Source organism: Pseudomonas lini (assembly GCF_964063345.1).
GTDB classification, from domain to species: Bacteria; Pseudomonadota; Gammaproteobacteria; order Pseudomonadales; family Pseudomonadaceae; genus Aquipseudomonas; species Aquipseudomonas lini_B.
This window is the reverse complement of the sequence record NZ_OZ061318.1, coordinates 409,843-435,584: the sequence shown is the minus strand read 5'-3', so window position 1 is coordinate 435,584 and position 25,742 is coordinate 409,843. Positions and strand designations below refer to the sequence as shown.

At 59.7% G+C, this 25,742-nt stretch carries 26 protein-coding genes; 11 read left to right on the top strand and 15 right to left on the bottom strand.

Annotated features, from left to right (window positions below):
* The first annotated feature begins 323 nt into the window (after window positions 1-323).
* Window positions 324-1,604 carry a serine/threonine transporter gene (locus AB3226_RS01930; protein WP_367371783.1) on the top strand — a complete coding sequence of 427 codons (1,281 nt, stop codon included), beginning with the start codon at window positions 324-326 and terminating at the stop codon, window positions 1,602-1,604.
* Window positions 1,605-1,866: 262 nt separating this feature from the next.
* Here AB3226_RS01930 and acnB read toward each other — a convergent pair whose 3' ends face one another.
* Window positions 1,867-4,467, bottom strand: a complete 2,601-nt coding sequence (acnB, locus tag AB3226_RS01925) for a bifunctional aconitate hydratase 2/2-methylisocitrate dehydratase (RefSeq protein WP_367375733.1) — start codon at window positions 4,465-4,467, stop codon at window positions 1,867-1,869.
* Window positions 4,468-5,032: 565 nt separating this feature from the next.
* Between acnB and AB3226_RS01920 the strand changes: the two genes are divergently transcribed.
* Complete coding sequence (locus AB3226_RS01920) at window positions 5,033-5,503, top strand: DUF1289 domain-containing protein (RefSeq protein ID WP_030130429.1); 471 nt, start codon at window positions 5,033-5,035, stop codon at window positions 5,501-5,503.
* Window positions 5,504-5,618: 115 nt separating this feature from the next.
* Here AB3226_RS01920 and AB3226_RS01915 read toward each other — a convergent pair whose 3' ends face one another.
* On the bottom strand, window positions 5,619-6,482 hold the full coding sequence (locus AB3226_RS01915; RefSeq protein WP_367371782.1) for a universal stress protein: 864 nt from the start codon (window positions 6,480-6,482) through the stop codon (window positions 5,619-5,621).
* A 162-nt stretch (window positions 6,483-6,644) separates the two neighbouring features.
* Between AB3226_RS01915 and AB3226_RS01910 the strand changes: the two genes are divergently transcribed.
* The gene (locus AB3226_RS01910; RefSeq protein ID WP_007906324.1) at window positions 6,645-7,253 is read left to right on the top strand and encodes a tRNA-(ms[2]io[6]A)-hydroxylase; all 609 of its coding nucleotides are present in this window, start codon (window positions 6,645-6,647) and stop codon (window positions 7,251-7,253) included.
* A gap of 72 nt (window positions 7,254-7,325) precedes the next feature.
* Here AB3226_RS01910 and AB3226_RS01905 read toward each other — a convergent pair whose 3' ends face one another.
* The 4 genes from AB3226_RS01905 to AB3226_RS01890 form a co-directional block, all read right to left on the bottom strand.
* The gene (locus tag AB3226_RS01905; protein WP_367371781.1) at window positions 7,326-7,814 is read right to left on the bottom strand and encodes a GFA family protein; all 489 of its coding nucleotides are present in this window, start codon (window positions 7,812-7,814) and stop codon (window positions 7,326-7,328) included.
* Window positions 7,815-8,011: 197 nt separating this feature from the next.
* A complete protein-coding gene (locus AB3226_RS01900) occupies window positions 8,012-8,629 on the bottom strand; it encodes a DNA-3-methyladenine glycosylase (protein WP_367371780.1) in 618 nt (205 codons plus the stop codon).
* 75 nt (window positions 8,630-8,704) lie between these two features.
* Window positions 8,705-9,517 (bottom strand): isocitrate lyase/phosphoenolpyruvate mutase family protein, encoded by an 813-nt coding sequence (locus AB3226_RS01895; RefSeq protein ID WP_367371779.1) that lies wholly within the window; start codon window positions 9,515-9,517, stop codon window positions 8,705-8,707.
* A gap of 45 nt (window positions 9,518-9,562) precedes the next feature.
* Entirely contained in the window at window positions 9,563-10,645 is a 1,083-nt protein-coding gene (locus tag AB3226_RS01890) for a bifunctional transcriptional activator/DNA repair enzyme AdaA (protein ID WP_367371778.1), read from the bottom strand.
* A gap of 126 nt (window positions 10,646-10,771) precedes the next feature.
* Here AB3226_RS01890 and AB3226_RS01885 point away from each other — a divergent pair, with 126 nt between their 5' ends.
* Together AB3226_RS01885 and AB3226_RS01880 are read left to right on the top strand one after the other, a co-directional pair.
* Window positions 10,772-11,182, top strand: a complete 411-nt coding sequence (locus tag AB3226_RS01885; protein ID WP_367371777.1) for a VOC family protein — start codon at window positions 10,772-10,774, stop codon at window positions 11,180-11,182.
* Between the two features lie 54 nt (window positions 11,183-11,236).
* A complete protein-coding gene (locus tag AB3226_RS01880; RefSeq protein ID WP_367371776.1) occupies window positions 11,237-11,398 on the top strand; it encodes a DUF2986 domain-containing protein in 162 nt (53 codons plus the stop codon).
* An 88-nt stretch (window positions 11,399-11,486) separates the two neighbouring features.
* On the opposite strand, the gene AB3226_RS01875 is transcribed toward AB3226_RS01880, so the two are convergent.
* The 3 genes from AB3226_RS01875 to AB3226_RS01865 form a co-directional block, all read right to left on the bottom strand.
* Complete coding sequence (locus AB3226_RS01875) at window positions 11,487-12,107, bottom strand: LysE family translocator (protein WP_367371775.1); 621 nt, start codon at window positions 12,105-12,107, stop codon at window positions 11,487-11,489.
* A gap of 289 nt (window positions 12,108-12,396) precedes the next feature.
* Window positions 12,397-12,759 (bottom strand): DUF6124 family protein, encoded by a 363-nt coding sequence (locus AB3226_RS01870; RefSeq protein WP_367371774.1) that lies wholly within the window; start codon window positions 12,757-12,759, stop codon window positions 12,397-12,399.
* Window positions 12,760-13,328: 569 nt separating this feature from the next.
* Window positions 13,329-13,619 carry a hypothetical protein gene (locus tag AB3226_RS01865; protein WP_052964247.1) on the bottom strand — a complete coding sequence of 97 codons (291 nt, stop codon included), beginning with the start codon at window positions 13,617-13,619 and terminating at the stop codon, window positions 13,329-13,331.
* Window positions 13,620-13,885: 266 nt separating this feature from the next.
* Here AB3226_RS01865 and AB3226_RS01860 point away from each other — a divergent pair, with 266 nt between their 5' ends.
* Window positions 13,886-14,230, top strand: a complete 345-nt coding sequence (locus tag AB3226_RS01860; protein WP_367371773.1) for a cupin domain-containing protein — start codon at window positions 13,886-13,888, stop codon at window positions 14,228-14,230.
* A gap of 237 nt (window positions 14,231-14,467) precedes the next feature.
* Here AB3226_RS01860 and AB3226_RS01855 read toward each other — a convergent pair whose 3' ends face one another.
* On the bottom strand, window positions 14,468-14,680 hold the full coding sequence (locus AB3226_RS01855) for a DUF1059 domain-containing protein (RefSeq protein WP_008074349.1): 213 nt from the start codon (window positions 14,678-14,680) through the stop codon (window positions 14,468-14,470).
* Window positions 14,681-15,013: 333 nt separating this feature from the next.
* Here AB3226_RS01855 and AB3226_RS01850 point away from each other — a divergent pair, with 333 nt between their 5' ends.
* Window positions 15,014-15,601 carry a LysE family translocator gene (locus AB3226_RS01850; RefSeq protein ID WP_367371772.1) on the top strand — a complete coding sequence of 196 codons (588 nt, stop codon included), beginning with the start codon at window positions 15,014-15,016 and terminating at the stop codon, window positions 15,599-15,601.
* A 190-nt stretch (window positions 15,602-15,791) separates the two neighbouring features.
* Here the strand turns inward: AB3226_RS01850 and AB3226_RS01845 are convergent, their stop codons facing one another.
* The 5 genes from AB3226_RS01845 to AB3226_RS01825 all read right to left on the bottom strand — a co-directional run bounded on the left by AB3226_RS01845 (window position 15,792) and on the right by AB3226_RS01825 (window position 21,406).
* Window positions 15,792-16,625 (bottom strand): helix-turn-helix domain-containing protein, encoded by an 834-nt coding sequence (locus AB3226_RS01845; protein ID WP_367371771.1) that lies wholly within the window; start codon window positions 16,623-16,625, stop codon window positions 15,792-15,794.
* 34 nt (window positions 16,626-16,659) lie between these two features.
* Entirely contained in the window at window positions 16,660-17,163 is a 504-nt protein-coding gene (locus AB3226_RS01840) for a VOC family protein (RefSeq protein WP_367371770.1), read from the bottom strand.
* Window positions 17,164-17,294: 131 nt separating this feature from the next.
* On the bottom strand, window positions 17,295-19,784 hold the full coding sequence (locus AB3226_RS01835; RefSeq protein WP_367371769.1) for a TonB-dependent siderophore receptor: 2,490 nt from the start codon (window positions 19,782-19,784) through the stop codon (window positions 17,295-17,297).
* Between the two features lie 106 nt (window positions 19,785-19,890).
* Window positions 19,891-20,877 (bottom strand): FecR domain-containing protein, encoded by a 987-nt coding sequence (locus tag AB3226_RS01830; protein WP_367371768.1) that lies wholly within the window; start codon window positions 20,875-20,877, stop codon window positions 19,891-19,893.
* A 4-nt stretch (window positions 20,878-20,881) separates the two neighbouring features.
* The gene (locus AB3226_RS01825) at window positions 20,882-21,406 is read right to left on the bottom strand and encodes a sigma-70 family RNA polymerase sigma factor (RefSeq protein ID WP_367371767.1); all 525 of its coding nucleotides are present in this window, start codon (window positions 21,404-21,406) and stop codon (window positions 20,882-20,884) included.
* Window positions 21,407-21,799: 393 nt separating this feature from the next.
* Between AB3226_RS01825 and AB3226_RS01820 the strand changes: the two genes are divergently transcribed.
* From AB3226_RS01820 to AB3226_RS01805, 4 genes are all read left to right on the top strand, one after another.
* A complete protein-coding gene (locus tag AB3226_RS01820) occupies window positions 21,800-22,255 on the top strand; it encodes a (2Fe-2S)-binding protein (RefSeq protein ID WP_367371766.1) in 456 nt (151 codons plus the stop codon).
* A gap of 24 nt (window positions 22,256-22,279) precedes the next feature.
* Window positions 22,280-24,448 (top strand): molybdopterin cofactor-binding domain-containing protein, encoded by a 2,169-nt coding sequence (locus AB3226_RS01815; RefSeq protein WP_367371765.1) that lies wholly within the window; start codon window positions 22,280-22,282, stop codon window positions 24,446-24,448.
* Between the two features lies 1 nt (window position 24,449).
* On the top strand, window positions 24,450-25,028 hold the full coding sequence (locus tag AB3226_RS01810; RefSeq protein ID WP_367371764.1) for a hypothetical protein: 579 nt from the start codon (window positions 24,450-24,452) through the stop codon (window positions 25,026-25,028).
* 73 nt (window positions 25,029-25,101) lie between these two features.
* Window positions 25,102-25,722, top strand: coding sequence for a GGDEF domain-containing protein (locus tag AB3226_RS01805; protein ID WP_367371763.1), 621 nt, complete (start codon window positions 25,102-25,104; stop codon window positions 25,720-25,722).
* Window positions 25,723-25,742: the final 20 nt, after the last annotated feature.

Below are 25,742 nucleotides of genomic sequence, written 5' to 3'. Positions count from 1 at the left end.
TAATGACAACACTAGATCAGAGCAGGGTAGATGGTGGGAGTTTGTCCGCAACTTGTAGGAGCGAGGCTTGCCCGCGAACCAGTCGCCTCGGTCCATCAGGCATTCCGCGTTATCGTTCTTCACGGGCAAGTCGGATCGCCGCACCGCTCGCTCCTACGGGCTAACCGCATCTGATCCGCACAACCATTGCTCAGCTAAGTCTTTGCTTCTGTAGCTTAATCCCGGACAATCGCGCCCCTGTTTCGGCCAGGGCGCTGCCTGTCGGTTTTTTCCGACTCGTCCTGACCGGGTGGCAAGTGACCGGAAAGCGGAGATCCGACCGGATGAATGATCAGGCCAATAGCGTCGACGAACGCTATGTAGCGGCGACACCAGCGAGCCTCGAAAGCTGGAATCGCCATGACACCACCTGGATGCTGGGCCTGTTTGGCACGGCAATCGGGGCCGGTACCCTGTTTTTACCGATCAATGCGGGGCTGGGCGGCTTCTGGCCGCTGCTGATCCTGGCATTGCTGGCGTTCCCCATGACGTTTTACGCACACCGTGGCCTGACCCGCTTTGTGTTGTCCGGCCGCGAAGGCGCCGACATCACCGAAGTGGTGGAAGAACACTTTGGCATCAAGGCCGGCGCGTTGATCACGTTGCTGTATTTCTTCGCGATCTTCCCGATCCTGCTGATTTATAGCGTGGCCCTGACCAACACCGTGGGCAGTTTCCTCGAGCATCAACTGCACATCATGCCGCCACCGCGCGCCGTGCTGTCGTTCGTATTGATTCTCGGCCTGTTGGCAGTGGTGCGCTGCGGTGAGCAGATGATCGTCAAGGCCATGAGCCTGATGGTGTATCCGTTCATCGTCGCGCTGCTGTTCCTGGCGGTGTTCCTGGTTCCGCATTGGAATGGCGGCATTCTCAGCACCGCGACCACGCTACCTGAGCCCTCGGCGTTGCTGCACACCCTGTGGCTGGCGATTCCGGTGATGGTGTTTTCGTTCAACCACTCGCCGATCATTTCGGCGTTCGCGGTGGACCAGAAGCGTCGCCATGGCGTGCATGCCCAAGAGCGCAGCTCGCAGATCCTCTCCCGCGCCCACCTCTTGATGGTGGTGATGGTGCTGTTCTTCGTCTTCAGTTGCGTGCTGACCTTGTCGCCGGCGCAATTGGCGGAAGCCAAGGCGCAGAACCTGTCGATTCTGTCGTACCTGGCCAACCACTTCAGCAACCCGACCATCGCCTTCGCGGCGCCGTTGATTGCTTTCGTGGCCATTTCCAAGTCGTTCCTGGGGCACTACATCGGCGCCAGCGAAGGCTTGAAGGGCCTGATCGTCAAGAGCGGCAAACGCCCGACACCGAAGACGCTGGACCGCATGACTGCGGCGTTCATGCTAGTGGTCTGCTGGATCGTTGCCACGCTGAACCCGAGCATTCTCGGGATGATCGAAACCCTCGGTGGCCCGGTCATCGCGGCAATCCTGTTCCTGATGCCGATGTACGCGATCCGCAAGGTTCCGGCCATGGCGCGCTTTCGTGGTCAAGCCTCTAACGTCTTCGTGACGGCGGTGGGCCTGGTGGCGATTTCGGCGTTGATCTATTCGCTGACTGCTTGAGTGCAAATCTTCCTGGCACGCTAAATACCCTGTGGGAGCGGGCTTGCCCGCGATGAGGCCGGTACATCCAACATCTATGTTGTCTGTCAGGCCGTCATCGCGGGCAAGCCCGCTCCCACATTTGTTTTGTGTGATGCATGGTTCGCGCAAATCCCTGTGGGAGCGTGGCTTGCCCGCGATGAACGATAACGCGGTCTTCCTGAAGGCATAAAAAAACGCCGCTCATCTCACGATGGGCGGCGTTTTTTATGGCGTTGTAACGTTAGGCTTGAACGACCGGGATGTTGGCGTTCGCAGCAGCTTCACGGAACTCGGCGATCTGGTCGAAGGACAGGTAGCGGTAAACATCGGCCGCCATGCTGTCGATCTTGCCAGCGTATTCCATGTACTCCTCGACGGTCGGCAGGCGACCCAGGATGGACGCAACGGACGCCAGCTCGGCCGAAGCCAGGTAGACGTTCGCGCCGTCACCCAGACGGTTCGGGAAGTTACGGGTCGATGTCGACACCACGGTGGAGTTCGGCTCTACACGTGCCTGGTTACCCATGCACAGCGAGCAGCCTGGCATTTCCATGCGTGCGCCGGCCTTGCCGTAGATGCCGTAGTAGCCTTCTTCGGTCAGCTGGTGAGCGTCCATTTTGGTCGGCGGCGACAGCCACAGACGGGTTGGCAGCTGACCCTTGACCTGTTCCAGCAACTTGCCGGCAGCGCGGAAGTGACCGATGTTGGTCATGCACGAACCGATGAACACTTCGTCGATCTTCTCGCCAGCAACGCTGGACAGCAGACGGGCGTCGTCCGGATCGTTTGGCGCGCAGAGCACAGGCTCTTTGATGTCGGCCAGGTCGATTTCGATGACTTCAGCGTATTCGGCGTCAGCATCGGCAACCATCAACTCAGGGTTGGCGATCCAGGCTTCCATCGCTTGAGCACGACGTTCCAGGGTACGCACATCACCGTAGCCTTCACCGATCATCCAGCGCAGCAGGGTGATGTTGGAGCTCAGGTACTCGGTGATCGACTCTTTCGACAGCTTGATGGTGCAACCGGCAGCCGAACGTTCGGCCGAGGCGTCGGACAGCTCGAAAGCCTGTTCGATGCTCAGGTTGTCCAGGCCTTCGATTTCCAGGATGCGGCCGGAGAAGGCGTTCTTCTTGCCTTTCTTCTCGACGGTCAGCAAGCCAGCCTGAATCGCGAAGTAAGGAATGGCGTGAACCAGGTCACGCAAGGTGACGCCCGGTTGCATCTCGCCTTTGAAACGCACCAGGATCGATTCCGGCATGTCCAGCGGCATCACGCCAGTGGCAGCGGCGAATGCGACCAGACCGGAACCGGCCGGGAACGAAATGCCCATCGGGAAACGGGTGTGCGAGTCACCACCGGTGCCGACGGTGTCCGGCAGCAGCATGCGGTTCAGCCAGCTGTGGATGATGCCGTCGCCCGGACGCAGGGAAACGCCGCCGCGGGTCATGATGAAGTCAGGCAGGGTGTGGTGGGTGGTCACGTCGATCGGCTTTGGATAAGCCGCGGTGTGGCAGAACGACTGCATCACCAGATCAGCGGAGAAGCCCAGGCACGCCAGGTCTTTCAGTTCGTCACGGGTCATTGGACCGGTGGTGTCCTGGGAACCGACGGTGGTCATCTTCGGTTCGCAGTAGGTGCCTGGACGCACACCGGCTACGCCGCACGCCTTGCCGACCATTTTTTGCGCCAGGGTGAAACCCTTGGTGCTTTCGATCGGGGCATCCGGTTTCTTGAACAGGTCGAACGCTGGCAGACCCAGTTCGGCGCGAGCCTTATCGGTCAGGCCACGGCCGATGATCAGCGGAATACGACCGCCGGCACGGACTTCGTCCAACAGCACAGGGGTCTTCATTTTGAAGGTGGTGATGACTTCGTCGGTACCGTGCTTGCAGACCTTGCCAGCGTGCGGGTACAGGTCGATCACGTCGCCCATGTTGATGTTGGTTACGTCGAACTCGATTGGCAGAGCGCCGGCATCTTCCATGGTGTTGTAGAAGATTGGAGCGATCTTGCTGCCGAAGCAGAAGCCGCCAGCACGCTTGTTCGGCACGAAAGGAACGTCGTCGCCGAAGAACCACAGCACCGAGTTGGTGGCCGATTTACGCGACGAACCGGTACCGACCACATCACCGACGTAGGCGATCGGGAAGCCACTGTTGCGCATTTCTTCGATCTGCTTCATCGGACCGATGGAGCCTTGTACGTCCGGCACGATGCCGTCGCGAGCCATTTTCAGCATGGCCAGGGCGTGCAGCGGGATGTCCGGGCGGGACCAGGCATCAGGAGCAGGGGACAGGTCGTCGGTGTTGGTTTCGCCAGTCACCTTGAACACGCGCAGGCTGATCTTGTCGGCCAGCACAGGGCGGTTCTTGAACCACTCGCCGTCGGCCCAGGATTGCAGCACGCCTTGAGCGTGAACGTTGCCGTTCTTGGCGCGTTCAGCGACGTCGTGGAAGGCGTCGAACATCAGCAGGGTGTGCTTGAGTTCTTCGGCGGCTACTGGTGCCAGTTCGGCGTCGTCCAGCAGATTGACCAGCGTCACGATGTTGTAGCCGCCCTGCATGGTGCCAAGCAGTTCAACAGCGCGTTTCTTGTCGATCAGAGGGGATTTGGCTTCGCCTTTGGCGAGGGCAGAGAGGAAACCGGCCTTTACATAGGCCGCTTCGTCCACGCCTGGCGGAACGCGATTGGTGATCAGGTCAACGAGGAAGGCTTCTTCGCCAGCCGGGGGATTCTTCAGCAGCTCGACCAGGCCTGCAGTTTGTTCGGCGTTAAGCGGCTGGGGAACGATACCCAGTGCTGCACGCTCTTCGATATGTTTGCGGTAGGCTTCAAGCACAGTTATTACCCTCATCAGTGGTCCCAAATGGGTGTCCGGGACGCTCATCCCGAAATTGCCGTACTCATGCGCTGCGTGGCGTTGTGGGCCGCTTAGCCAGAATTACCGGCAATTCCTTACAGAAGCTGCTTTCAAAGTTTTACGCCTGCAGAACGGGGAGCTGATGAGGGTTGGCGTCAGGTTTTTCACCGCTGAAAAACCCTTCGCCAACACCGCTCTGAAGGAACGACTGTGCTCGTGACGCTTTGAAAACAGCTTCTAACGGACATTGGCGCCTTAAAAGGCTGGCTGATTCTACGGCAAAAAAAAATTAAAGGTAAGTGAGGGTCTATTGGACTTTGGTGGCGAGGCGCGTTGTGGGCCTACGTGTGCGAGGCAAGGCGCGGGATGCTGCTAATGGTTGTTCCCTTGGCAAATCCCGCAACGCAGCCTCGCGCACGTAGGCCCACAACGCGGCCGTCACTAAAGTCCAATAGACCCTCCGCCCTGAATTTTGAGGGGTGATGAATGTTAGACAAAGGGCTAACATGCCAACCTGTTCTGCTTTCCCGTGTTTTGCCTACCTATGCCCAATCAGACCATCAAGACCCCCTGCGTCGGCCTCTGCTCCACTGTTTACGGTGATCTGGTGTGCCGTGGCTGCAAGCGTTTCCACCATGAAGTGATTCACTGGAATGGTTACAACGAGGAAGAAAAACGCGCGGTGTGGCTGCGTCTTGAGCAACTGTTGTCACAGGTTATGGCCAGCAAAATAGAGATTTTCGATCCCGCGTTGCTGCGTCTGCAGCTGGAACAGCGCAAGATCCGCTTTGTGCCGCATCAGTCGGAGTATTGCTGGGCATACCAGCTGATCGCCCGGGGTGCGCGGGTCATCAATAATCTGGAAGCCTACGGGATGGTGCTGCTGCCGGAGTTCCGCGACTGGAACCTGCCGGAACTGCGCGACGCCATTGATCGGGAATTTTTCCTGCTGTCTGAGGCGCATTACCAGCGCTACATTGCGCCGGGGTTTCTCAAGGATGCCTTTGGCGGGTAACCCTTAAAAGCATCGCGGGCAAGTCGAATCGTCGCACCGCCGCTCCCACAGGTTCTTCATCGAACTTGTGGGAGCGGGCTTGCCCGCGATGGCAATCTACTTGACGCCGAAAATCTCAATGCTGGGTCACGATCTCCTCCAGATGATCCATGACAGTATCCGGCTTCAGCACCAGCACATCGCTTTCCAGCGTATCCAGCACCACTTCCGCCGTATTACCGATCAGCGCCCCGGACAACCCGGTCCGCGCCACGGTGCCGATCACCGTCACCGATGCCCCCAATTTATGGGCCATATACGGAATCAACACATCCGCCGGACCTTCCGCGATATGCAGGTGGTCGTCATCAATGTCGAACTCGGCCTGAAAGGCTTTGCACTGCTCGCGATAGCGGGCCTCAATGGTTTCGCTGAGCTGAAACGTCGGGTCAGCCGCCGACAGCATCGGCGACGGGTGAGCGCTGATCACGTGCAAATGGGCCTTGGCCAGGCTGGAGATGTCGTAGCCATGATCGATGATGCTGGCATGCAAGGTGCGATGTTCGCCGTCGATGTTGCCGACATCGATAGCCGCCAGGATCACGCCGCCGGTCCAGGGTTTCGAGGTTTTCACCAGCAACACTGGAGTAGGGCAGTAGCGCAGCAGTTTCCAGTCCGCCGGGGTCAGCAGGGCTTTTTTCAGCGGGCTGTCGGGGAAATGCTGCTTGACCACCAACCCGCAGCCTTCGGCTTGCTGCACATCGACGATGGTTTCGTGCAGGCTGTCGTTCCAGGCCTGTTCGGTGGTAACGCTGTAACCATCCTCCAACAGCGCTGCCTTGAGCACGCCCAGCATGCCAGCGTGGTCATGCTTTTTATCGCAGACCAGCAGGTGCAAATGGGCCTGGGTCACGCCAGCGATCAGTTTGGCCCGCTTGAGCGCCAGGCTCTCCGAGTGCTCGGGTTCGATGACCACCAGAATGCTGCGAATGGCTTGCATGATCGGAATCTCCCTGGAAGGTAAAAAACACTGCGTTGGACAACTATAGTTGCTGGTCGGCATTCAGCGACTTGATGCATATCAACGGTTGGCGGCTGGTGGTCTGTCGGCAGGCCGGTATAATCGGCGCCCTTCGTTCTGTACCTTTTATCCGTGAGCCCCATGATCCTTCCCGAAATTCACGAATTCCTTGGCTGCCGCACGCCCGATGGCTGGGTCCAGGCCGCGCTGGCCGATCAGGAAACCCTGCTGATCGACCACAAAAACTGCGAATTCAAGGCGGCCAGCACGGCGTTGAGCCTGATTGCCAAATACCACTCCCACGTCGATCTGATCAACCTGATGTCGCGTCTGGCCCGGGAAGAGCTGGTGCACCACGAGCAGGTCATGCGGCTGATGAAAAAGCGCAAGATCGAGCTGCGTCAGCTATCCGCCGGGCGTTACGCCTCGGGGCTGCGCAAAGTGGTGCGCAGCCATGAACCGGTGAAGCTGGTGGATACGCTGGTGGTCGGCGCCTTCATCGAAGCGCGCAGCTGCGAGCGTTTCGAAGCGTTGGTGCCGCATCTGGATGAAGAACTGGGCAAGTTCTACTTCGGCCTGCTGAAAAGCGAGGCGCGGCATTTCCAGGGTTACCTGAAACTGGCCTACCAGTATGGTGACGCCAAGGACATCGCCCAGGTGATCGACAAGGTTCGTGACGCCGAGCAGGCGTTGATCGAGTCGCCGGATGTGGAGTTTCGTTTCCATAGCGGTGTTCCAGCTGCAGCGTAACCCCCCGTAGGAGCTGCCGCAGGCTGCGATCTTTTGATCTTGATCTTTGTCGGTTTCAGGGTGTGAAGCGGCTTAGCGGCTCAAACCCAGGCGCTCATGCCATTGGGCGATGGATTCTTCAGGCCAGACATCACACTGTCGCTCAGCGGGCTGCGTCTGGACTTGCACCCATGATGCTTTCGAACCGAGCATCACGTGCGTGTACTCGGGTGGCACCGGCAGCGCCGTGTCGATGACCGAGGCGAATGGGTGAACAAGGTCTGGCCATTCAGGACTGAACACCCATAATCCCGAGCCGCAAAGAGAGCAGAAATGCCGCTCGGCGGTGCTGCGGCGGGCACGTTTGTCGCCTTCTTCCTTGAGCCGCGCATGGTAAATCGAGATGTGCTTGCGACCGCGCACCTTGAGGCTGGCGGCATCGCCAGCGATGTTGATCGCATAGCCGCCACCGCCCTGGGTCTTGCGACAGATCGAGCAATAGCAGCGTTGATAAGGGTAGGGGTGGGCGCTGGTCAGGCTGAACGACACTGCGCCGCAATGGCAGGAGCCTTCGAGCTGCATGGGAACCTCCGACGGGGCTTGGGATGGCTCAAGACAGCCTAGACCGTCAGCGTTTCCGGGCAGTTGAATTCAGGGTGGCTGAGCGGCCGCTATCGCGGGCAAGCCCGCTCCCACAGGTTCCGTGGGAGGGACAAAAATCTGTGAACAGCCTTGATTTTTGTGGGAACGGGCTTGCTCGCGAAGAACGATAACGCGGTCTACCGGCCAGGCACTCGCCACAAATACCACGCCGCCACCGTCCGATAAGGGCTCCACGCCAGCCCGATTTCACTCATCTGCTTACGAGTCGGCTGTACCTCCAATCCCTTTAGCCGCCGATAACCTTCGCGCACCCCAAAGTCATCGGCCGGCAAAATGTCCGGCCGCTCCAGGCTGTAGATCAGCAGCATTTCCACCGTCCAGCGCCCGACCCCGCGCAAGGTAATCAAGCGCTCGATCAACGCTTCATCGTCCATGGCCAGGGCTGTGGCGTAATCCGGCACCACACCGTCCAGAGCTGCTTGAGCGATGCCTTGAATAGTCGCGATTTTGCTGGCAGAAAACCCGCAACCGCGCATCTGTTCGAAGTCTGTCGCCAGAATCTGCTCAGGCCTTGGAAAGGTGCTTGCCGGAAACAACGCCAGCAGCCGGCCGACAATCGCATCGCCGGCCTTGGCATGCAGTTGCTGATAGGCAATCGCCCGCACCAGCGACTCATAAGGATCGCGAGCCGCATGGGGCTGATGCAGGCAGGGGCCGATGGCGCTGATGTGGCGTTGCCAGTCGGCGTCGAGGGCCGAGAGAAATTCGCTGGCCAGTTGATAGGTATCGGGCATGGAGCATCCTGAAGCGCGGGTGACTGCGGGGAAGATTAGCCCTCACCCCGCAGCGCCGCACTCCATTGCTTGCGGTCAAACTTTGCCGGTGGGGGCCAGCAGAGCGTTCACTTGGCCATAAGTGAAGGCCTTGAGGTCGCTGCTATCGAGTTCTCCGGTTTCCAGAAAGCTTTTGGCTACCGATGCCATGGCGCCGTAGAGGAATTCGGCGATGCTCGAACCGGCGCTCAAACGGCGCACGCCGAGGGCTTGCAGTTCTTCCGGCGAAGGCAGGCCCGCGAAACCCAGCACGTTCACCGGCAGCGTCGTGCCACGGCACAGCGCTTCGATCTCATACGCCGCCGTGACGCCCGCCGCGAACAGCCCGTCGGCACCGGCCGTCTGATACAACGCAGCCCGCTTGAGTGTTTCTGCCACGCGATCTTCGGCCGGCACCAGGCCCCTGAGGTACACGTCGGTGCGAGCGTTGATAAACAGCTTCACGTCCCGGCGATTGGCGACCTGGCGAGCGATTTCGATCTTGCGGGCCAGCAGCTCGGGCGGCGAAGCACCGTCCTCGATATTGATCCCCACGGCACCGGCGGCGATGACAGCGTCGATCACTTCTGCGACCCGACCCAGGTCATCGGAATAACCGGCCTCAATGTCCACGGTCAACGGCACACTGATGACCCGGGCGATGGACTGGACGGTAGAAATCAGCCGTTCAAGCGGCAGGGTGTTGCCATCCGGGTAACCGTGAACCCAAGCCACCGCCGCACTGCTGGTGGCGACGGCCTTGCTGCCCAGCTGTTCCACCAATCGAGCCCCGGTGGCATCGGCGACGTTGGTCAGAATCAGCAGGCCGCTCTGGTGCAGTTGGTGGAATTGGTTGTCGAGTGTGTCCATCGAATGTCCTTCCTTATGACTTTCTGAAAAGAAACGGCGGATTGATCAGAATGCGAGTTGTTGGGTGATTTGCACCGCGGCGCTTTCCAGCCTGAGCAGAAACGCCTTGCGCGGCTGGCCTCCACCATAGCCGGTCAAAGAGCCATCTGCGCCGATCACCCTATGACAGGGCAGGATAATCGCCAAGCGGTTTTGTCCGTTGGCCAGGCCCACGGCGCGACTGGCGCCGGGCTTGCCGAGTTGCGCGGCGATGGCGCCATAAGTAGTGGTGTGGCCGTAGGGGATTTTCATCAGCTCGGCCCACACCTGCCGGGCGAAAGCGCTGCCGGGCAGGTGCAGTGGCACGTTGAATTCGGTTCGTTTACCAGCGAAGTATTGCGCCAGCTCTTGTTCAATCTGCTGCAAATGCCCGTTGTGCCCGGGTGCCACGGCGTAGCCATAACGGTTCTGCAACTCTTCGATTTCCTTGGTCAGTGCCGGTCGATCGAGAAACTCCAGCAGCACCAGCCCACGCTGTTCGGCCATGGCGATCATCGGCCCCAGCGGTGTGGTCAGTCGAGTGAACAGCAGTGGCTCGCTGTGGGCAGCGCGGCCGGGTGTGATGTGGAACGACTTTTGAAACGCATCGCGAAAACCGCTCAGGGATTCGTAGCCGGAGTCGAACGCAGCGTTGTCGATGGATCCGCCTTGTTTGATGCCACCGAGGGCGATACCCAGGCGTCGGCTGCGCAGCCAGGCGTGAAAGGTCATGCCGAAATGCTGCTTGAACCAGCGGCGCAGTTTCAGCGGCTCGATGCCCTCGGCGAGCAACTGGGCATCGGTCCAGCGCAGGTCGGGATCCGCGTCGACGGATTTGAGCAGCCGCTGCACCCAGTCCGGCGCAATGGCCGCGGCGTCCAGCGGCTTGCAACGCAGACAGGCCCGATAGCCCGCCGACATCGCCTCATCGGCATGGGCGAAGAACTCGACGTTTTCCGGCTTCGGTTTGCGCGCCGTACAGCCGGGGCGGCAGAAAATGCCAGTGGTTTTGACCGCGGTAAAGAACACCCCCTCGTAGGCGGTGTCGCGTTCGAGCATGGCGCGAACCATCTCGGCGTGGGGCGGAAGCACAGCGTTTTGTAGGTTCATGGGCTGAGCATATGCCGCGTCGCCCGGCGCCTCCACCGAAAAATCGACAGTGAATTTTTGTGGCCCTGAGCTACAGTCATCGGGTCACCGATAATCCTGTAAACGCTATTTTCAGGAATCTTCCTAATGCAACCGTTCACGATCAAACACATCGATCACATCGTCCTGCGCGTCAAGGATCTCGAACGAAGCATCACTTTTTACGGCGAGGTATTCGGCGCCGAACTGGTCAAGCGCCGCGACGATCTGGGCATGGTGCATCTGCGTGCGGGCACCTCGATGATCGACCTCGTCGACATCCAGGGCGAACTCGGCCGCAAGGGCGGTGCTGGCGCTGGCCACGAACGGCGCAACGTCGATCACTTCTGTCTGCGCATCGAACCATTCGACGAGGAAGCGCTGGTCAGTCACTTGCAGTCCCATGGCCTGACGCCCGAGAAAGCCGCCGTGCGTTTCGGCGCTGAAGGTAAAGGGTTGTCGATCTATTGCTTCGATCCGGACGGCAACCAGGTAGAACTGAAAGGGCCCAGCGGCTGAGTCGGGTCGCCAACTGATATCATTCGGGAGAACGTACAAACCGAGTAGAGAAAAATGAATCGTCGTAAAAAAATTCAGCAGTTATTAAAGGCTCATGCCAAAAAGGCGAGTGCCAAATTGGCACCGCCAAGCAAGTCTAAATACATTAGTAAAGCTGACCGATTGAAGCTGGCTGCTGAATCCAGTGACGACTCAATCATTACCTCTGAAAGCTGATCTATGTAGCTTAAGCACCAGCGCAATTTGCACATTGGATTCGGCTACTCGTTCCGATGGCGCGTACCGCGAGCACGCGGCCTAAGTTTCAGGCCCGTCGTGCCATCAATAGCACCGAAGCGGCAGCCGACAACAATCCCGCGCAGCAACGGTTGAAAATCCGCTTGCCCCGTGGTTCGGCGAACCAGCGGCGCATGTGCAGGCCCATGTAGGCGTAGGCGCTGATGGCGATCCATTCCAGCGTAAGGAATAAGGCGCCAAGCACGACGAATTGCGCGGCAATCGGTCGAGTCGGGTCGACGAACTGCGGCAGGAACGCGGTGAACAGCAAAATAGCCTTGGGATTACCCGCCGCCACCAGAAACTCTTGACGCGCCAGAGCGACAATCCCAATTGGCGCGCCGGTCACAACCTGCTCGGCCTCGGGATTGGAGCGCCACAGTTGCCAAGCCAGGTACAACAGGTAAGCGGCGCCAATGATTTTGATCGCGTAGAACAGCCATTCCGAGGTTTGCAGCACCACCGACAACCCGGCGGCGGCCAGGGCGATCATTCCGGCAAACGCCAGCAAGCGTCCGACGCCGGCCACGCAGGCGCGACGATAGCCATAACGGGTGGCGTTGCTGACCGACAGTAGATTGTTCGGGCCGGGGGCCATGTTCAGGGCGAAGCAGGCCGGTAGAAACAGGGTGAGGGTGGCGAGGTCCATGACGACGGCTCCAGTAACGAGAGCCGTATTTTTATCATGAGTGATGAGTGGGCCGGCCCATACAGCGGAGAGCGCAAATCGCCATACACTTGTGCTGGGTTGGTTAGCGCTAGTGCCAGTCAGCTAAGGCGCGGAACCTGTGGGAGCGGGCTTGATCGCGAAGGCGGTGTGTCAGGCAACATTAATGTTGGCAGATACTCCCTCTTCGCGAGCAAGCCCGCTCCCACATGGACTGCGTTAACTGACTGGCATTGCTTGGTTAAGGCCGTTTTTTCAACAGACGAAGCGACTAATTCTGCGGATCGATGTTGTCCAGCGCCCGGTTCACCGCCAGCTCGCCCAGCATGATGTTCTGCTGAATCCCCAGTATTGTGTTGCGATGCGGGATTTCCAGAAGGTTTGCAAAATCACTGAGCATGACGCTGGCTGATGCCAGTGATTCGCAGGCATGGGCCAGCAAGCTTTCGGTATCCATGTCGGGGGCGACGATGAACATTTTGCTGGGTTTACGGGCCGCAGCGGGTTCTTTGGGGGGCTTGAGGTAATGATCGAGCGCGCGTTCCGCCGCGTCGTGGAGCTTTTTTGAATCGATGGATTCGTAAGGGGAAACGTCGTCGTCGGTTTCCGGTGGATTAGGTGTGATCTTGAACATAATCTTCAGTTCCTTAAGTAATGCTGACACCTCATCGCGACTAAACGAATGGGTGGCGGCTGTACGCAGGTTAGTCGACCGGGGAACTGAAGAAACCGGCGCACCCGAAAGTGCCCTGCGCACAGCCACCATCAAGTGCAGGTAAGAAATACCTGTCTTACGGAGACCTGTGCAACTTCAATTACCACCGAGCGACTAAACCCGACCACTGATAGGCAGTGGCAGGGAAACGATAGAGGCCAGGGCCAAGGCGCACAAGCCGGCGGATTCTGGCGTAGTCGTAGGCAATGACGCAAGACGCTGTAGCTTTCAGGAAGTAACGCGCAGCCACATTAAACAAGCCTCCTAAACACCCAAAATCCCTGTGGGAGCGAGCTTGCTCGCGATGGCAAAGTTTTATTCAAAAGAGCCGTTGACTGACCCACCGCTATCGCGAGCAAGCTCGCTCCCACAGGGATCTCCTTCGTGATTCAGGTGGGGAGAAAAACAGGGAACAGACCACGATTGCTCGGCATTCGCCTTGAATCGCGGTCTGTCCCTTCTAACGTAAGATCAACTGGAAAGGCACGCTATTTGATCTGCACAATCACCGGACCTTCCGTCACGATCGGCGGGTTCGCGTGGATATTCGAGGCGTTTTTCTGAATCCAGTCGCGCGCGACTTTCAAGCTCGCATCGCTGCCGGCCTTGTCCGTGCAAACAGTCACCGCCGTACCGCCATCACCCGTATTCAGCAGTGTGTAACTGACCAGGCCAGGCACTGTCCGCAGGGTCGCTTCGACGTCGGCTTTGCGCTGTTCCAAAAGATCGAAAAGCTGCTTTGCGCCGGCACCCAAGTAGGTTCTTATAACTGCATACATGGTCGTCTCCTTTTGGAGTTACCGTCTTGATGCCAATCCAGATCCGTTGATGGCTGCTATCACTCAGGTTTCATTTCATCCCGATTTATTCAGCTTAGCCAAACGCCGGCGACAAGCGAAAGGCAACGACCATCGGCCACTTAAAATGGAACGAGTCGTTGTTGTGACGGTGCAATCGGGAATTTCTGCCTCTGCCCAATGAGCTTTCCCGCCTTTTAGGGTGTTTACTTCTAGTCAGGCCCTGCATGTACAGAGAGGAGAGCACGATGAGCAACGAACAGGTGGCACCTGAGACAAAAGGTGTTGCGGTGAAGTTACTTGCAACGATGGACCTCGGCCCTGAGATCGAGGGCATGGCAGGGCGCCAACTCAGAATGCGTATGGTGACCATCGAGCCTGGAGGCGTCTTCGGGCCGATTCATAACCATAAAGACAGGCCAGGCACCGTCTACATACTGCAAGGAACGATCACTGACCATCGAGATGGAGTCGCCACGGACTATGGGCCGGGAGTGGGCTGGCCCGAGGATCGGAACACCACGCACTGGCTTGAGAATAGAGGAGCGGTTCCGGCGGTGGAGATCTCGGTCGATATTGTCAGGCAAGAGTAGCTCAGGCCCGACATCTAACACGGTCGGGCTCTCGTGAAGCTAAATAGCTGCGGTGGGCAAGCGTAACGAGGCACTCTCCAGGGTTTTCCAGAGATTGCGCTTAAATCGTCGGGTTTTGGGCAGTTCCCAAAATCCCCCGCAGGAACTGCTGCAGGCTGCGATCTTTTGATCCTGACCTTCTGAAAATCAAGATCAAAAGATCGCAGCCTTCAACAGCTCCTACAGGAATCTTCCTTATCAAGCGGGACGCGGTGCTTCAACAGGCGGGGTGCCGTCGTGAAACATTGTCTTCAGTTGAGCACGCAGTTCCGGTGAGTCGGTGTGCTTGTGAACGCTGACCGCATGCTGCGCGGCGGCCTCGAGCAGTTCGTTCTCAGAGTCTGCGGACAACGCGACCGAGCATTTGGAATCGCTTGGAAACTCGCGGCAGTCGATGTATTTACGCGCCATGATCTTCTCCTCCCTACGACGAAGGCAGGCCGTGGCCTGCGTGAACGATCACTCGACGCGCCACCCCGTGCATCAAACACGATTGCAGGTCGCTTCGAGTGTGCCGACTCTTAGAGTATAGGCCCCGTCGAAAACAGCGGGCAGACCTCAATGGGGGTGTCTGCGTTGACCCCCGTAGGAGTTGCCGAAGGCTGCAATCTTTTGATCTTGGGTTGTGTTCTTTCGCCGGGCATTGACTGTTCATGGAAGGGGCGAGGGCAGTTTTCTTCAATACCGGGCGCCGGGCGCTGGTTACCGTGAGTGCTGTGTTCCTTGAATTGAAGCAGGTGTGTGATGAGTCTGATTGTTTCGATGGCAGCGTTTGCGTTGGCGGCATCCATTACCCCGGGGCCGGTGAACATTGTGGCGCTGAGTTCGGGGGCGCAGTTCGGTTTTCGCGCGAGCCAGCGGCATGTGGCGGGGGCGACCCTGGGGTTCGTGTTACTGCTTGTGCTGATGGGACTGGGGCTGCATGAACTGCTGAAACTGTGGCCGTTCATGACGCGGGTGGTGCAACTGGCCGGCGTGGCGTTTCTGTTGTTCATGGCGTTCAAATTGGCCGCTGATAACGGTCAACTCGATGCCAAGGAGTCGGGGCGGGCGCCGTCGATGCTGTATGGCGCGGTGATGCAATGGCTCAACCCGAAAGCCTGGCTGGCCTGCGTGGCGGGGATGGGCGCGTTTGTCGCCGACGGTGAGGCGCGGTTGGTGTGGCAGTTTGCGGCGGTGTATCTGGTGATCTGCTACTTGTCGGTGGGTTGCTGGGCATATGCCGGGACGTTTTTGCGCGGCTACCTGAGCAATCCGGCGGGGATGCGTTTGTTCAATCGGGTCATGGCGTTGTTGCTGGCGGTGAGTGCGGGGTACTTGCTGTTGCCGTAGGTCTGCAATAGTGGTTCCCGGCACAACTCTTATTGCCAATGCTTTCCCTGTGGGAGCGGGCTTGCCCGCGATGGCGTCTGGTCAGCCAGTAATGATGTCGAATGGACCACCGCTATCGCGGGCAAGCCCGCTCCCACAGGGATCTGTGTGGCAGCTCTACTCATCAAGATTTGTGGCGAGGGCGGTTGAGTTAGCCGCGATACTGCCCCGGTGTCGCCGCCAGATGCTGTTTGAACGCGCGCTGAAAATGCGCCTGATCGGCAAACCCGGCTTCCAGCGCCACGTCGGCAATCAACTTGCCACTGCGCAACCGATCCCGGGCGAACTGGATGCGCCGGTTGACCAGGAACGCATGGGGCGTCATGCCGTAATGCTGTTTGAAGGCACGGATCAGATAGGACGGCGACAGTTGCGCCGCCTCGCAAATGTCTTCGAGTTTGAGCATCTGTGTGCAGTTGTCGCGGATATAGTCGGCGGCCCGTTCCAGCTTGAAATTGGGTTCGCGCAGCGGTTGATCGATGGGGTTGAGCCGCTGTTGCGCCTCGGTGAAAAACTCCACCGCCGCGCTGTGCTTGTACAGCACGTCTTGCTGCCGATCGACCAATACCTCGTACAAATTCTTCAGGCCAGTAAACAGCTCGACGTCACGATTGTGAGTGATGGAAAACCGGCGAAACGCCGAGTCCTGGCTGAAACCGAGCTGATGCTGCAAATCGGTCAGCCAAGGCGTCTCGACGTACAGCATCAGGTACGACCACGGCTGGTCGTCGATCGGATTGCAGGCATGCACATCGCCCGGATTCATCAGCACCAGGGTGCCGGCGCTGACCTGATATTCCGATTGCTCGTGGATGTAGGTGCTGCGCCCGGCGGTGATTGCGCCAATGGAAAAATGCGCGTGGGAATGCCGGCTGTAGCAGACCTCGCGACCGTCAGCGATGGAACGGGCTTCGATGAAGGGCAGGGCGTCGTCGCGCCAGAAGCGCGGGGCTTTGTCTGCATCTTTGGCGACGGTGTGCTTCATCGTGGCGTCCTCGGCGGTTCAGCTTTGGAGTGTATTAGCTCTCGCCGTCAAAGGCTCGTTGCAGCGTGGCAATGTCGAGTTTTTTCATTTGCAGCATCGCTGCCATGGCACGCTGGGATTTGGCTGTGTCGGGGTCTTTCATCATGTCCATCAGCGCCACTGGCACGATCTGCCACGACACGCCGAATTTGTCCTTGAGCCAGCCGCATTGCTGGGCTTCAACGGGACCGCCCGCAGACAGGCGTCCCCAGAAATGGTCGACTTCTTCCTGAGTGTGGCAATTGACCTGGAATGAGATCGCCTCATTGAACTTGAAAACCGGGCCGCCATTAAGACCGGTGAAGCTCTGCCCATCGAGTTCGAAACTGACGGTCATCACCGAACCTTCCGGCCGGCCATGGATTTCCTGACCGGCCTTGCCGTAATGGGTGATGCCGGCGATTTTGGAATGATCGAAGACCGCGCAGTAAAACTTCGCGGCGTCCTCGGCCTGATCGTCGAACCACAGACAAGGCGTGAGTTTTTGAACGCGGTGCATGGCGGTGCTCCTCTGCGGGTTAATCACTCTGGATTATCAGCGTAGTCAGCCTGTGATCGCCCGGTGGCGCCGTAGATCGATAACTCGCAAGAAAACCGCTGCCGATCCTTCGGCAGCCGTTGAAGCAGGGCTCAGAAATCCCACTTCGTCGTCAGCTGTACACTGCGCGGCTCACCGTAGAACCCGGTGCCGAAATTGCCCAACCCCGTGTAGTAAGTCTTGTCGAACAGGTTTTTGACGTTGACGGTTGCGCTCAGGTGATCGTTGAAGCGATAGCGTGCCATCAGGTCCACCAGGTAGTAGCTGTCCTGGGTGATGCGTGAGTACTGGCCGAAGTTGACGGTATCGGAGGGGTTGGGCTGGAACACGTTGCCGAAAAACTCGCTTTGCCAGTTCACACCGCCGCCCACGGTCAGGTTTTCCCACGCGCCGGGCAGTCGATAGGTGCTGAACACGCGCACCACTTGTTCCGGGGCGGTGGTTTGCAGCACCGAGCCATAGACGTAATCGCCTTTGGCATCGCGAGTGTGGTTGTAGGTGTAGCCGGCCGACAGGTTCCAGCCTTCCATCACTTCACCGGCCAGTTCGAACTCGAAGCCTTTGGTGGTCGCGCCCTGAACGGCGGTGTACACCGACTCGGTCTCGAAGCCGCTGACGTACTGGGCGATGTTGTCCTGTTCAATGCGGAACACCGCGAAACTGGCGTTCAAGCGCCCACCGAAGTATTCGGCCTTGATGCCGGCTTCGTAGCTGTCGCCTTCCACCGGGTCGAGCAGTTGGCGCGCGGCGTCCTTGCTCATTTGCGGCTGATAGATGCTGGTGTAGCTGGTGTACAGCGAATAAGTATCGCTGAGGTCGTAGATCAGCCCGGCGTAAGGGGTGACCACGCCAGTCTGGCGATAACCGTCGCGCACGTCGGGCGTGTTCGGATCGCTGTAGTCGAGGTGGTCGCTGCCCTTGAAGTCGCTGACCCGGCCGCCGAGGATCACCGACAGATCATCGGTGGGCTTGAGGCGGGTGGCCAGGTAGGCACCGGTCTGGCGCTGGACGATGTCGTTATCGCCGACGCGCGGGATGTCCGGTTTGGGGAACTCGCCGCGCCAGTCGAAGATACTGCCGTCCAGGGCCGGATAGACCGAGCCGTGCACCGGGATGTCCTGGCGGGCGTTCATCGACATGAAACCGGCGATCAACTCATGCTCGCGACCGAACAGGCTGAAAGGACCGGTGAGGTTGATGTCGATGTTGTCCTGAACCTGATCGCCCTTGAACTTGCCCATGTACATGAACATGCCGTTACCGGTGACCGGGTCCGGATTGCCGCCGCTGGCCGAGCCGAGCAGGGTGTCGTGCTGACGGTGTTTGCGGTCGTAGCTGACTTTCAGAGTCCAGTCGTTGGCCAGTCGTTGTTCCACCGAGGCGAAAATTGTCTGGTTAGTGAAGTCGCGACGGCTCCAGTCGGTGGCCGGGTTGAAGGAACGGGAGAAGTTCGTGCGCGAGCCGTCGCTGTTGTACATCGGGAAACCGGTCCAGCTGGCGCCGCGCGAATGGGTATTTTGCTGGTCCATGCCGAAGGTCAGCAGGGTGTCCGGGGTCAGGTCGGCTTCGAGGATGCCGTAGGCGATGTCCTTGGTGTTCTGGTAGTGATCCATGTAGGCGCTGCGATCCTGATAGACCCCGACGAACCGCCCGCGTACGTTGCCGCTTTCAGTCAGCGGGCCGGAAATGTCGCCTTCGCTGCGATAGTTGTCCCAGGAGCCGACCGTGCCGGCAATCGATGCCTTGAATGCTTTGGTCGGGCGCTTGCGGATCAGGTTGACGGTGGCCGAGGGATCGCCCGAGCCGGTCATCAGGCCTGTTGCGCCTTTGATGATTTCAACGCGGTCGAAGGTCGCCATGTCGGTGCTGGTGGTGCCGTAATCGTAGACGCCGTCGTAGTCGGTGTTGACGCCGTCGTACTGGAAATTGGTGATCGGCAGGCCTCGGCTGGAAAACTCCCAGCGTTCGCTGTCGTAGTTCTGCACGCTGATGCCGGGGGCGCGGCGCAGGGTATCGGCGATGCTGGTGGAGCCTTGGTCGTCCATTTGCTGACGGGTGATGACGGTCACCGACTGCGGTGTTTCGCGCAGGGACAACGGCAGGCCGGTGGCCGAAGAGGTCGAGCCGGTGGTGTAGGAATGAGTGTCTTCAGTGGTGGCGCCCAGGCTTTGGCCGGAGATGGTCGTGGCGCCCAGTTCCAGCGCGCCTTGCGACGCAGGCGCTGCTTGCAACACATAGCCACCGTTGCCTTGGGGGCTGGCTTGCAGGCCGCTGCCTTGCAACAGATGCTGCAACGCTTGCGAGTCGGTGTAGTCGCCATCGAGGCCGGGGCTGCGCTTGCCGGCCGCGAGGTCGTTGTGACCGGCGAGGAAGACTCCGCTCTGCTCGGCGAAGCGATTGAGTACGCTTGCCAATGGTCCCGCCGCTATCGCGTAATGGCGTGTCCGGGGGCTGGTCTGTTCACTGGTGCCCGTGGTGTCTGCTTGAGCGAACGGCGCTGAAAAACTCAGGAATGCGGCCGGCAGGGCCAGCGCCAATGGGCGCAGGGCAAAACGAGTACGGGTGAAGGCGTTGCGTGACATGGCGTTCCCTGGAATCAGTTCGATCGGCAATGTGAGGTGCTTCTGAGGGGTTAACCGAACGAGAAAGGCAAAAGGGAACCGATTGCCGAAAAAGAGTTTTTTCTACTCAGGCTTTCGGGCCGACGCTGACCCACCAGGGGAAGGTCTTTTGCACCCGGATCGGCAATGCCGCTTCCAGCAGGCGCAATGCCTGATCGGTGTCCTTGAGCGGGAACGAGCCCATCACCGGCAGCTCGGCGACGACCGGATCGCAGTGCAAATGTCCCGGTCGGTAGCGGTTCAATTCGTCGATCAACTGGCCCAGTGGCAGGTTGTCTGCCAGCAGCAGGCCATGGCGCCAGGATTCCCGTGAGGGGCTGGCGGCGGTGCTCAGCGCCATTGCGCTGTCGTTGAACGCCAGTTGCCGGCCGGCCTCGACAACCTGCAATGCGCCCTGACGGGTGCGAACTTCAACCGCGCCTTCATAGACGTTCAGCAACGTCTGTCGATCCTCCAGACGAACACTGAAGCGGGTACCCAACGCCCGCAGTCGCCCTTGGGCGGTTTCCACCAGAAACGGTCGGCCGGGGTCCTTGGCGGTGTCGATCAACACTTCGCCGCACTGCAACTGCAGCAAGCGTTGTATGGCATCGAAGCGGACATTCAGCGCACTGAGTGCATTCAGCCAGATCCGGCTGCCGTCGTTGAGCACGGTTTCGCGGGTTTCCCCGGTCCCGGTAGCGAGGTCGGCAGTGAACCGCCCGAGTGTTTCCGGCAGCGGCGTGCCGCGCCAGGCCGCCCATCCTGTCAGGCTGCCGGCAGTGAGGATCAGCAGGCTCTTGAGGGTCTGGCGGCGACTGATTGGCGAGCGGCCGGTGCTGCGCAGGACTTGGCTGACAGCCTGTTGCTCGCTCTCGTGTTGCAGCGCAGTGAAGCGCTGGCCGACCCGTTCGATGTAGCGCCAGGCGTCCTGATGGTCGGCACTTTGGGCCAGCCACGCCTGCCAGCTCAAGCGTTCGTGATCGGCCACTTGTGGGTCGTGGAGTTGCACATACCACTGGGCCGCTTGCTCGAGGCTGGCATGGCTGAGTTTTTTCAAGGGGATGGCGGGCATGGGGTTATTCAATCAGCAACCCATCGAGCTCGGCCTCGAGGATCGCGCAATGCATCATGGCCTGGGCCAGGTACTTCTTGACCATGCGCTCGCTCACGCCGATCTCGCTGGCGATGAGTCGGTAGGGCATGCCATGCAACTGAGCCAGGATAAATGCATCGCTGACCCGTTTGGGCAAGCGCTGCAGCAGGGCGTCCACTTCGTGCAAGGTCTCGACGATGATCGCCCGCTGTTCCGGTGAAGGTTGCAAGTCGGGAGGTCGTGCGGCGACGGTCTGCAGCCACGCTTGCTCCAACTGCCGACGACGCCAGTGATCAATGCACAAACCGCGAGCAATGGTCGCCAGATAGGAGCGTTCGCGAACATCGCAGTCAAACGCCTGCGGGCGCTTGAGCACTCGCATGAAGGTGTCATGAGCCAGGTCAGCGGCATCCATCGCATTGCTGAGGCGTCGACGCAACAACTCGTACAGCCATTGGTGGTGGCAGGTATAGAGGTTTTGAACCGAAGAAAAGTCAGCGATTGTCATTGAGAGCACACGTCCGTGGCGACCGGCGTCGCGGTGCAAATAAGAATTGGTCGCGATTAAAGCAAATGGCCGGAAGTCTCGCAAATGATATTGGTTTGCTTTTAGGTGGGCCTGGCCCAGCTTTCCGATCAACCCGCGTAGAGCGACCGGTGGTCGATGAACATGGCTTGTGAGTCAAATTGCGCTTAGCTGTATGGATAACCCTGTGGCGAGGGGGCTTGCCCCCGTTGGACTGCGAAGCTGTCCTAAAACCTGCAATCTCGTTCTGCCAAGCACACCGCATGCACTGGATTTGCGACTGCTTCGCAGCCGAACGGGGCGGTGCGGCGATCCGACAAGCCCCCTCGCCACGAGGCGCCCCTTCAGAACACCGTGAGTCTGAGGAAACCCGCAATGCTGACCCTTAATATCAATGGCAAGAACCAGGAACTGGATGTCCCCGCGGACATGCCGTTGCTCTGGGTGCTGCGCGATGTCGCGCACCTGACGGGCACCAAATTCGGTTGCGGCATGGCCCAGTGTGGCGCTTGCACCGTACACGTCGACGGCGCGCCGCTGCGCTCCTGCATCACGCCCGCCACGGCGGTGGCCCACGGGCAGAAAATTCTCACCATCGAAGGCTTGTCCGCCGATGGCTCGCACCCGGTCCAGCAAGCCTGGGCCGAACTCGACGTGGTCCAGTGTGGTTATTGCCAATCGGGGCAGATCATGTCGGCGGCAGCGTTGCTGGCGAAGATCCCCAAACCCACCGACAGCGACATCGACCAGGCGCTGTCCGGCAACATCTGCCGCTGCGGCACCTACCCAAGAATCCGCGCCGCGGTTAAACGCGCCGCCGAGATCGGTTGATACCACGTCGAAGGGAGCTGACCCATGAACAGAATCAACCCTGTCTCGCGTCGCGGTTTTCTCAAGGGCAGTGCGGTGTTGGGCGGCGGTCTGGTGGTGGCGTTTGTCATCCCGGGTGCCAATCGCTTTGCCCTCGGCGCCGAGAATCAAGGAAACGTCTTCGCACCCAATGCCTTTTTACGCATTGGCAACGACAACAGCATCACCGTACTGCTCGGCCATTCTGAAATGGGCCAGGGCATCTGGACCGGCCTGACCATGTTGATCGCCGAAGAGCTGGACGCCGACTGGTCGAAAATCCGCGTCGAACATGCACCGGCCTCAGCGGCCGATTATGGCCTGCCGGCGTTTGGCGGAATGCAGATCACCGGCGGTTCGACGTCGACCTGGATGGAGTTCGACCGCTATCGTCAGGCCGGAGCGGCGGCGCGCTTGATGCTGATCGAGGCGGCGGCCAAGCGATTCGACGTGGCACCTTCACAGATTCGCACCGAGTCGGGCGTGGTCATTGCCGGCGACAAACGCGCCACTTACGGCGAACTGGCGGATGACGCCGCCAAGTTACCGGTGCCGGATCCGGCCTCGATCAAGTTCAAGGACGCCAAGGACTGGAAGGTCATCGGCAAACCCACCAAGCGCCTCGACACTCCGGAGAAAATCACCGGGCAGGCGAAGTTCGGCATGGACGTGCAATTCGACGGGCTCATGACGGCGCTGGTCGCTCGCCCGCCGGTGTTCGGTGGCAGCGTCAAATCCTTCGAAGGCGCCGAGGCGCTGGCGGTGCCGGGCGTGCACAAAGTGGTGCAGGTGCCCACGGGTGTCGCGGTGATTGCCGATCATTATTGGGCGGCGAAGCTGGGGCGCGATGCGCTGAAGGTCGAATGGGACCTGGGGCCGAACGCCGGGCTGGATAGCCAACAGTTGCTGGAGAGCTTCCGCAAACTCGCCGCCACGCCCGGCACTTCCGCCAGTAAGGCCGGGGATGCGACGGCGACGCTAGGCAAAGCGGCGAAGACGATTGAGGCTGAATACAGCGTGCCATACCTGGCTCACGCGCCGATGGAACCGCTCAATTGCACGGTGAAAATATCCAAGGACAAATGCGAAATCTGGACCGGCACGCAGTTTCAGACGCTGGATCAGATGATCGCGGGGAAGATCACCGGGCTCAAACCCGAACAGGTTGAGATCCACACCCAATTCCTCGGTGGCGGCTTCGGGCGTCGGGCTAACCCTACCTCGGATTTTGTCAGCGAAGCCGTGTACGTCGCCAAGGCAGCGGGCGGGCCGGTGAAAACCGTCTGGGCCCGAGAGGATGACATTCGCGGCGGTTACTACCGCTCGGCGTTCTTGCATCAGGCGCGCATCGGGCTGGGTGCCGACGGGATGCCAATGGCCTGGAAGCATGTGCTGGTCGGGCAGTCGATTCTGACGGGAACGTCGTTCGCGGCGACCATGGTCAAGGACGGCGTCGACAAAACCTCTGTCGAAGGCGTGGCCGACAGTCCTTACCTTGAGCGGCTGGCCAACCACCAGGTCGAACTGCATTCACCGCAAACCGGCATCAGCGTGCTGTGGCTGCGCTCGGTGGGGCACACCCACACGGCATTCGTCATGGAGTCGTTGATCGATGAGCTGGCAGACGCCGCCGGCAAGGATCCGGTGGAATACCGACGGGCTCTGCTCAAGGCGCATCCACGGCATCTGGGCGTGCTGAATCTGGCGGTGGAAAAAGCCAACTGGAAAGCACCCTTGCCGGACGGCCACGCATTGGGCGTTGCCGTGCATGAGTCCTTTGGCAGTTATGTCGCCCAAGTGGCCGAGGTGTCGCAGGATAACTTGGCGATTCGCGTGCACCGGGTGGTGTGCGCGGTGGATTGCGGCATTGCGGTCAACCCGCAGGGCATCGCCGCGCAGATGGAGTCGGGCATCACCTTCGGTCTCGGATTTACCTTGCACAGCAAACTGACGTTCAAGAACGGTCAGGTGGAACAGTCCAATTATCATGACTATCAGGTCCTGCGCCTGAACGAGATGCCGGTGGTCGAAGTGCATATCGTCCCCAGCAGCGACAAGCCCGGTGGCATCGGCGAAGTCGGTGTACCGCCCGTGGCGCCGGCAGTGGCGAACGCGGTGTTTGCCCTGACCGGGCAGCGTCTGCGGGAACTGCCGTTGCAACTGTCGGGGGTGTGAGATGAGACGACATGTGTTTCTTGGCGCGGTGATGCTGATCGGTCTGGGTGGCTATGCCTCGGACCTGTTCGCTGATGATAAAGAGGCGGTGAAGGCGTTCGACACGGTGCAGAAAGTGTTCCAGAGCCCTCGTTGTCAGAACTGTCATATCCCCGGCGATTCGCCGCTGCAGTTCGACGCCGGTATTCCTCACGCAATGAATGTGGTTCGCGGAATGGATGGCAAGGGCGCGGCCGGTTTGCCGTGTGCTACATGTCATGCCGAAAGCAATCCGCCGGCCAGTTATGGCCCTCACGCGCCGCCCGGAGCGCCGCATTGGAGCCTGCCGCCGGCCGCGCACAAAATGGCCTGGATCGGCCTGCCAGCCGACAAGTTGTGCGCGATGATCAAGGACCGTTCCAGTAATGGCGACCGTGATTTTGCGGCGCTGATCAAGCACGTCAGCGACGATAAGCTGGTGCTTTGGGGCTGGAATCCGGGCGAGGGGCGGGCGCCGGTGCCGGTGCCCCACGACATCTTCGTCACCCAGTTCAAACTCTGGGCCGATGCTGGAGGGCCGTGTCCGGTGGCAGGTAGCTGACCAGCGGCGCGTTTATAGGGAGTCATATCGGGTGTGAGCGACTCTAACGTTCATATCCATCAAGGAGTGAGTGATGTTAACCCCAGGCAAACCGCTCAAACCCGGCACTGGCGCAGACATGCGTGCGCCGAATGCACTCGACAGCGCAATACAGGATCGCGATGTATTGCGCGACCTGGCGCGCAAGGCTGAGCAAGCGCTGATGGGCGTGCAGATGGCGAGCATGGATGAATTGACCCTGCTCTCCAATCGTCATGGCTTTGAGGCCTTGGCTCAATTGGGGCTGGAGGCCTGTCAGCAGTTGGGCAAACCCGCGACCCTGCTGTTTTTCGACCTTGATGACTTCAAGCGCATCAACCAGCTGTACGGTCGCGCCGAGGGCGACGATGCCCTGAAAACCTTCGCCGATGTGCTACGCATCGCCTTTCGTGAAAGCGATGTGATCGGCCGGCTCGGCAGCGATGAGTTTGCTGCCTTGTTGACCGGCGCCGACGCCGTGGAAATCGCCGCGATCAGAGCGCGCCTCGAAGAAATACTCGATGAACGCAATGCCACGGCGCATCGTGGCTATGACATTCGCTTCAGTATCGGGCAGATCGAGTTTGATTCTCGGTTGCACCAGACGGCGGAAGACTTGCTGGCTTTGGCCGATAAGGCGATGCGCGCCCGGGAGTTCGATGCTCGTCATTGTTGAATGATGGAGCTGGCGTCAAT

Bases quoted from the DNA above. Each gene is read 5' to 3' on its own strand.
- AB3226_RS01850 (WP_367371772.1), top strand. From the start codon at position 15,014: ATGAGTCTGATTGTTTCGATGGCAGCGTTTGCGTTGGCGGCATCCATT.
- AB3226_RS01910 (WP_007906324.1), top strand. From the start codon at position 6,645: ATGATCCTTCCCGAAATTCACGAATTCCTTGGCTGCCGCACGCCCGAT.
- AB3226_RS01860 (WP_367371773.1), top strand. From the start codon at position 13,886: ATGAGCAACGAACAGGTGGCACCTGAGACAAAAGGTGTTGCGGTGAAG.
- AB3226_RS01810 (WP_367371764.1), top strand. From the start codon at position 24,450: ATGAGACGACATGTGTTTCTTGGCGCGGTGATGCTGATCGGTCTGGGT.
- AB3226_RS01835 (WP_367371769.1), bottom strand. From the start codon at position 19,784: ATGTCACGCAACGCCTTCACCCGTACTCGTTTTGCCCTGCGCCCATTG.
- AB3226_RS01905 (WP_367371781.1), bottom strand. From the start codon at position 7,814: ATGCAGCTCGAAGGCTCCTGCCATTGCGGCGCAGTGTCGTTCAGCCTG.
- AB3226_RS01900 (WP_367371780.1), bottom strand. From the start codon at position 8,629: ATGCCCGATACCTATCAACTGGCCAGCGAATTTCTCTCGGCCCTCGAC.
- AB3226_RS01875 (WP_367371775.1), bottom strand. From the start codon at position 12,107: ATGGACCTCGCCACCCTCACCCTGTTTCTACCGGCCTGCTTCGCCCTG.
- AB3226_RS01820 (WP_367371766.1), top strand. From the start codon at position 21,800: ATGCTGACCCTTAATATCAATGGCAAGAACCAGGAACTGGATGTCCCC.
- AB3226_RS01880 (WP_367371776.1), top strand. From the start codon at position 11,237: ATGAATCGTCGTAAAAAAATTCAGCAGTTATTAAAGGCTCATGCCAAA.
- AB3226_RS01805 (WP_367371763.1), top strand. From the start codon at position 25,102: ATGTTAACCCCAGGCAAACCGCTCAAACCCGGCACTGGCGCAGACATG.
- AB3226_RS01930 (WP_367371783.1), top strand. From the start codon at position 324: ATGAATGATCAGGCCAATAGCGTCGACGAACGCTATGTAGCGGCGACA.
- AB3226_RS01920 (WP_030130429.1), top strand. From the start codon at position 5,033: ATGCCCAATCAGACCATCAAGACCCCCTGCGTCGGCCTCTGCTCCACT.
- AB3226_RS01830 (WP_367371768.1), bottom strand. From the start codon at position 20,877: ATGCCCGCCATCCCCTTGAAAAAACTCAGCCATGCCAGCCTCGAGCAA.
- AB3226_RS01815 (WP_367371765.1), top strand. From the start codon at position 22,280: ATGAACAGAATCAACCCTGTCTCGCGTCGCGGTTTTCTCAAGGGCAGT.
- AB3226_RS01825 (WP_367371767.1), bottom strand. From the start codon at position 21,406: ATGACAATCGCTGACTTTTCTTCGGTTCAAAACCTCTATACCTGCCAC.
- AB3226_RS01845 (WP_367371771.1), bottom strand. From the start codon at position 16,625: ATGAAGCACACCGTCGCCAAAGATGCAGACAAAGCCCCGCGCTTCTGG.
- AB3226_RS01870 (WP_367371774.1), bottom strand. From the start codon at position 12,759: ATGTTCAAGATCACACCTAATCCACCGGAAACCGACGACGACGTTTCC.
- AB3226_RS01855 (WP_008074349.1), bottom strand. From the start codon at position 14,680: ATGGCGCGTAAATACATCGACTGCCGCGAGTTTCCAAGCGATTCCAAA.
- AB3226_RS01915 (WP_367371782.1), bottom strand. From the start codon at position 6,482: ATGCAAGCCATTCGCAGCATTCTGGTGGTCATCGAACCCGAGCACTCG.
- AB3226_RS01885 (WP_367371777.1), top strand. From the start codon at position 10,772: ATGCAACCGTTCACGATCAAACACATCGATCACATCGTCCTGCGCGTC.
- AB3226_RS01865 (WP_052964247.1), bottom strand. From the start codon at position 13,619: ATGTATGCAGTTATAAGAACCTACTTGGGTGCCGGCGCAAAGCAGCTT.
- AB3226_RS01895 (WP_367371779.1), bottom strand. From the start codon at position 9,517: ATGGACACACTCGACAACCAATTCCACCAACTGCACCAGAGCGGCCTG.
- AB3226_RS01890 (WP_367371778.1), bottom strand. From the start codon at position 10,645: ATGAACCTACAAAACGCTGTGCTTCCGCCCCACGCCGAGATGGTTCGC.
- AB3226_RS01840 (WP_367371770.1), bottom strand. From the start codon at position 17,163: ATGCACCGCGTTCAAAAACTCACGCCTTGTCTGTGGTTCGACGATCAG.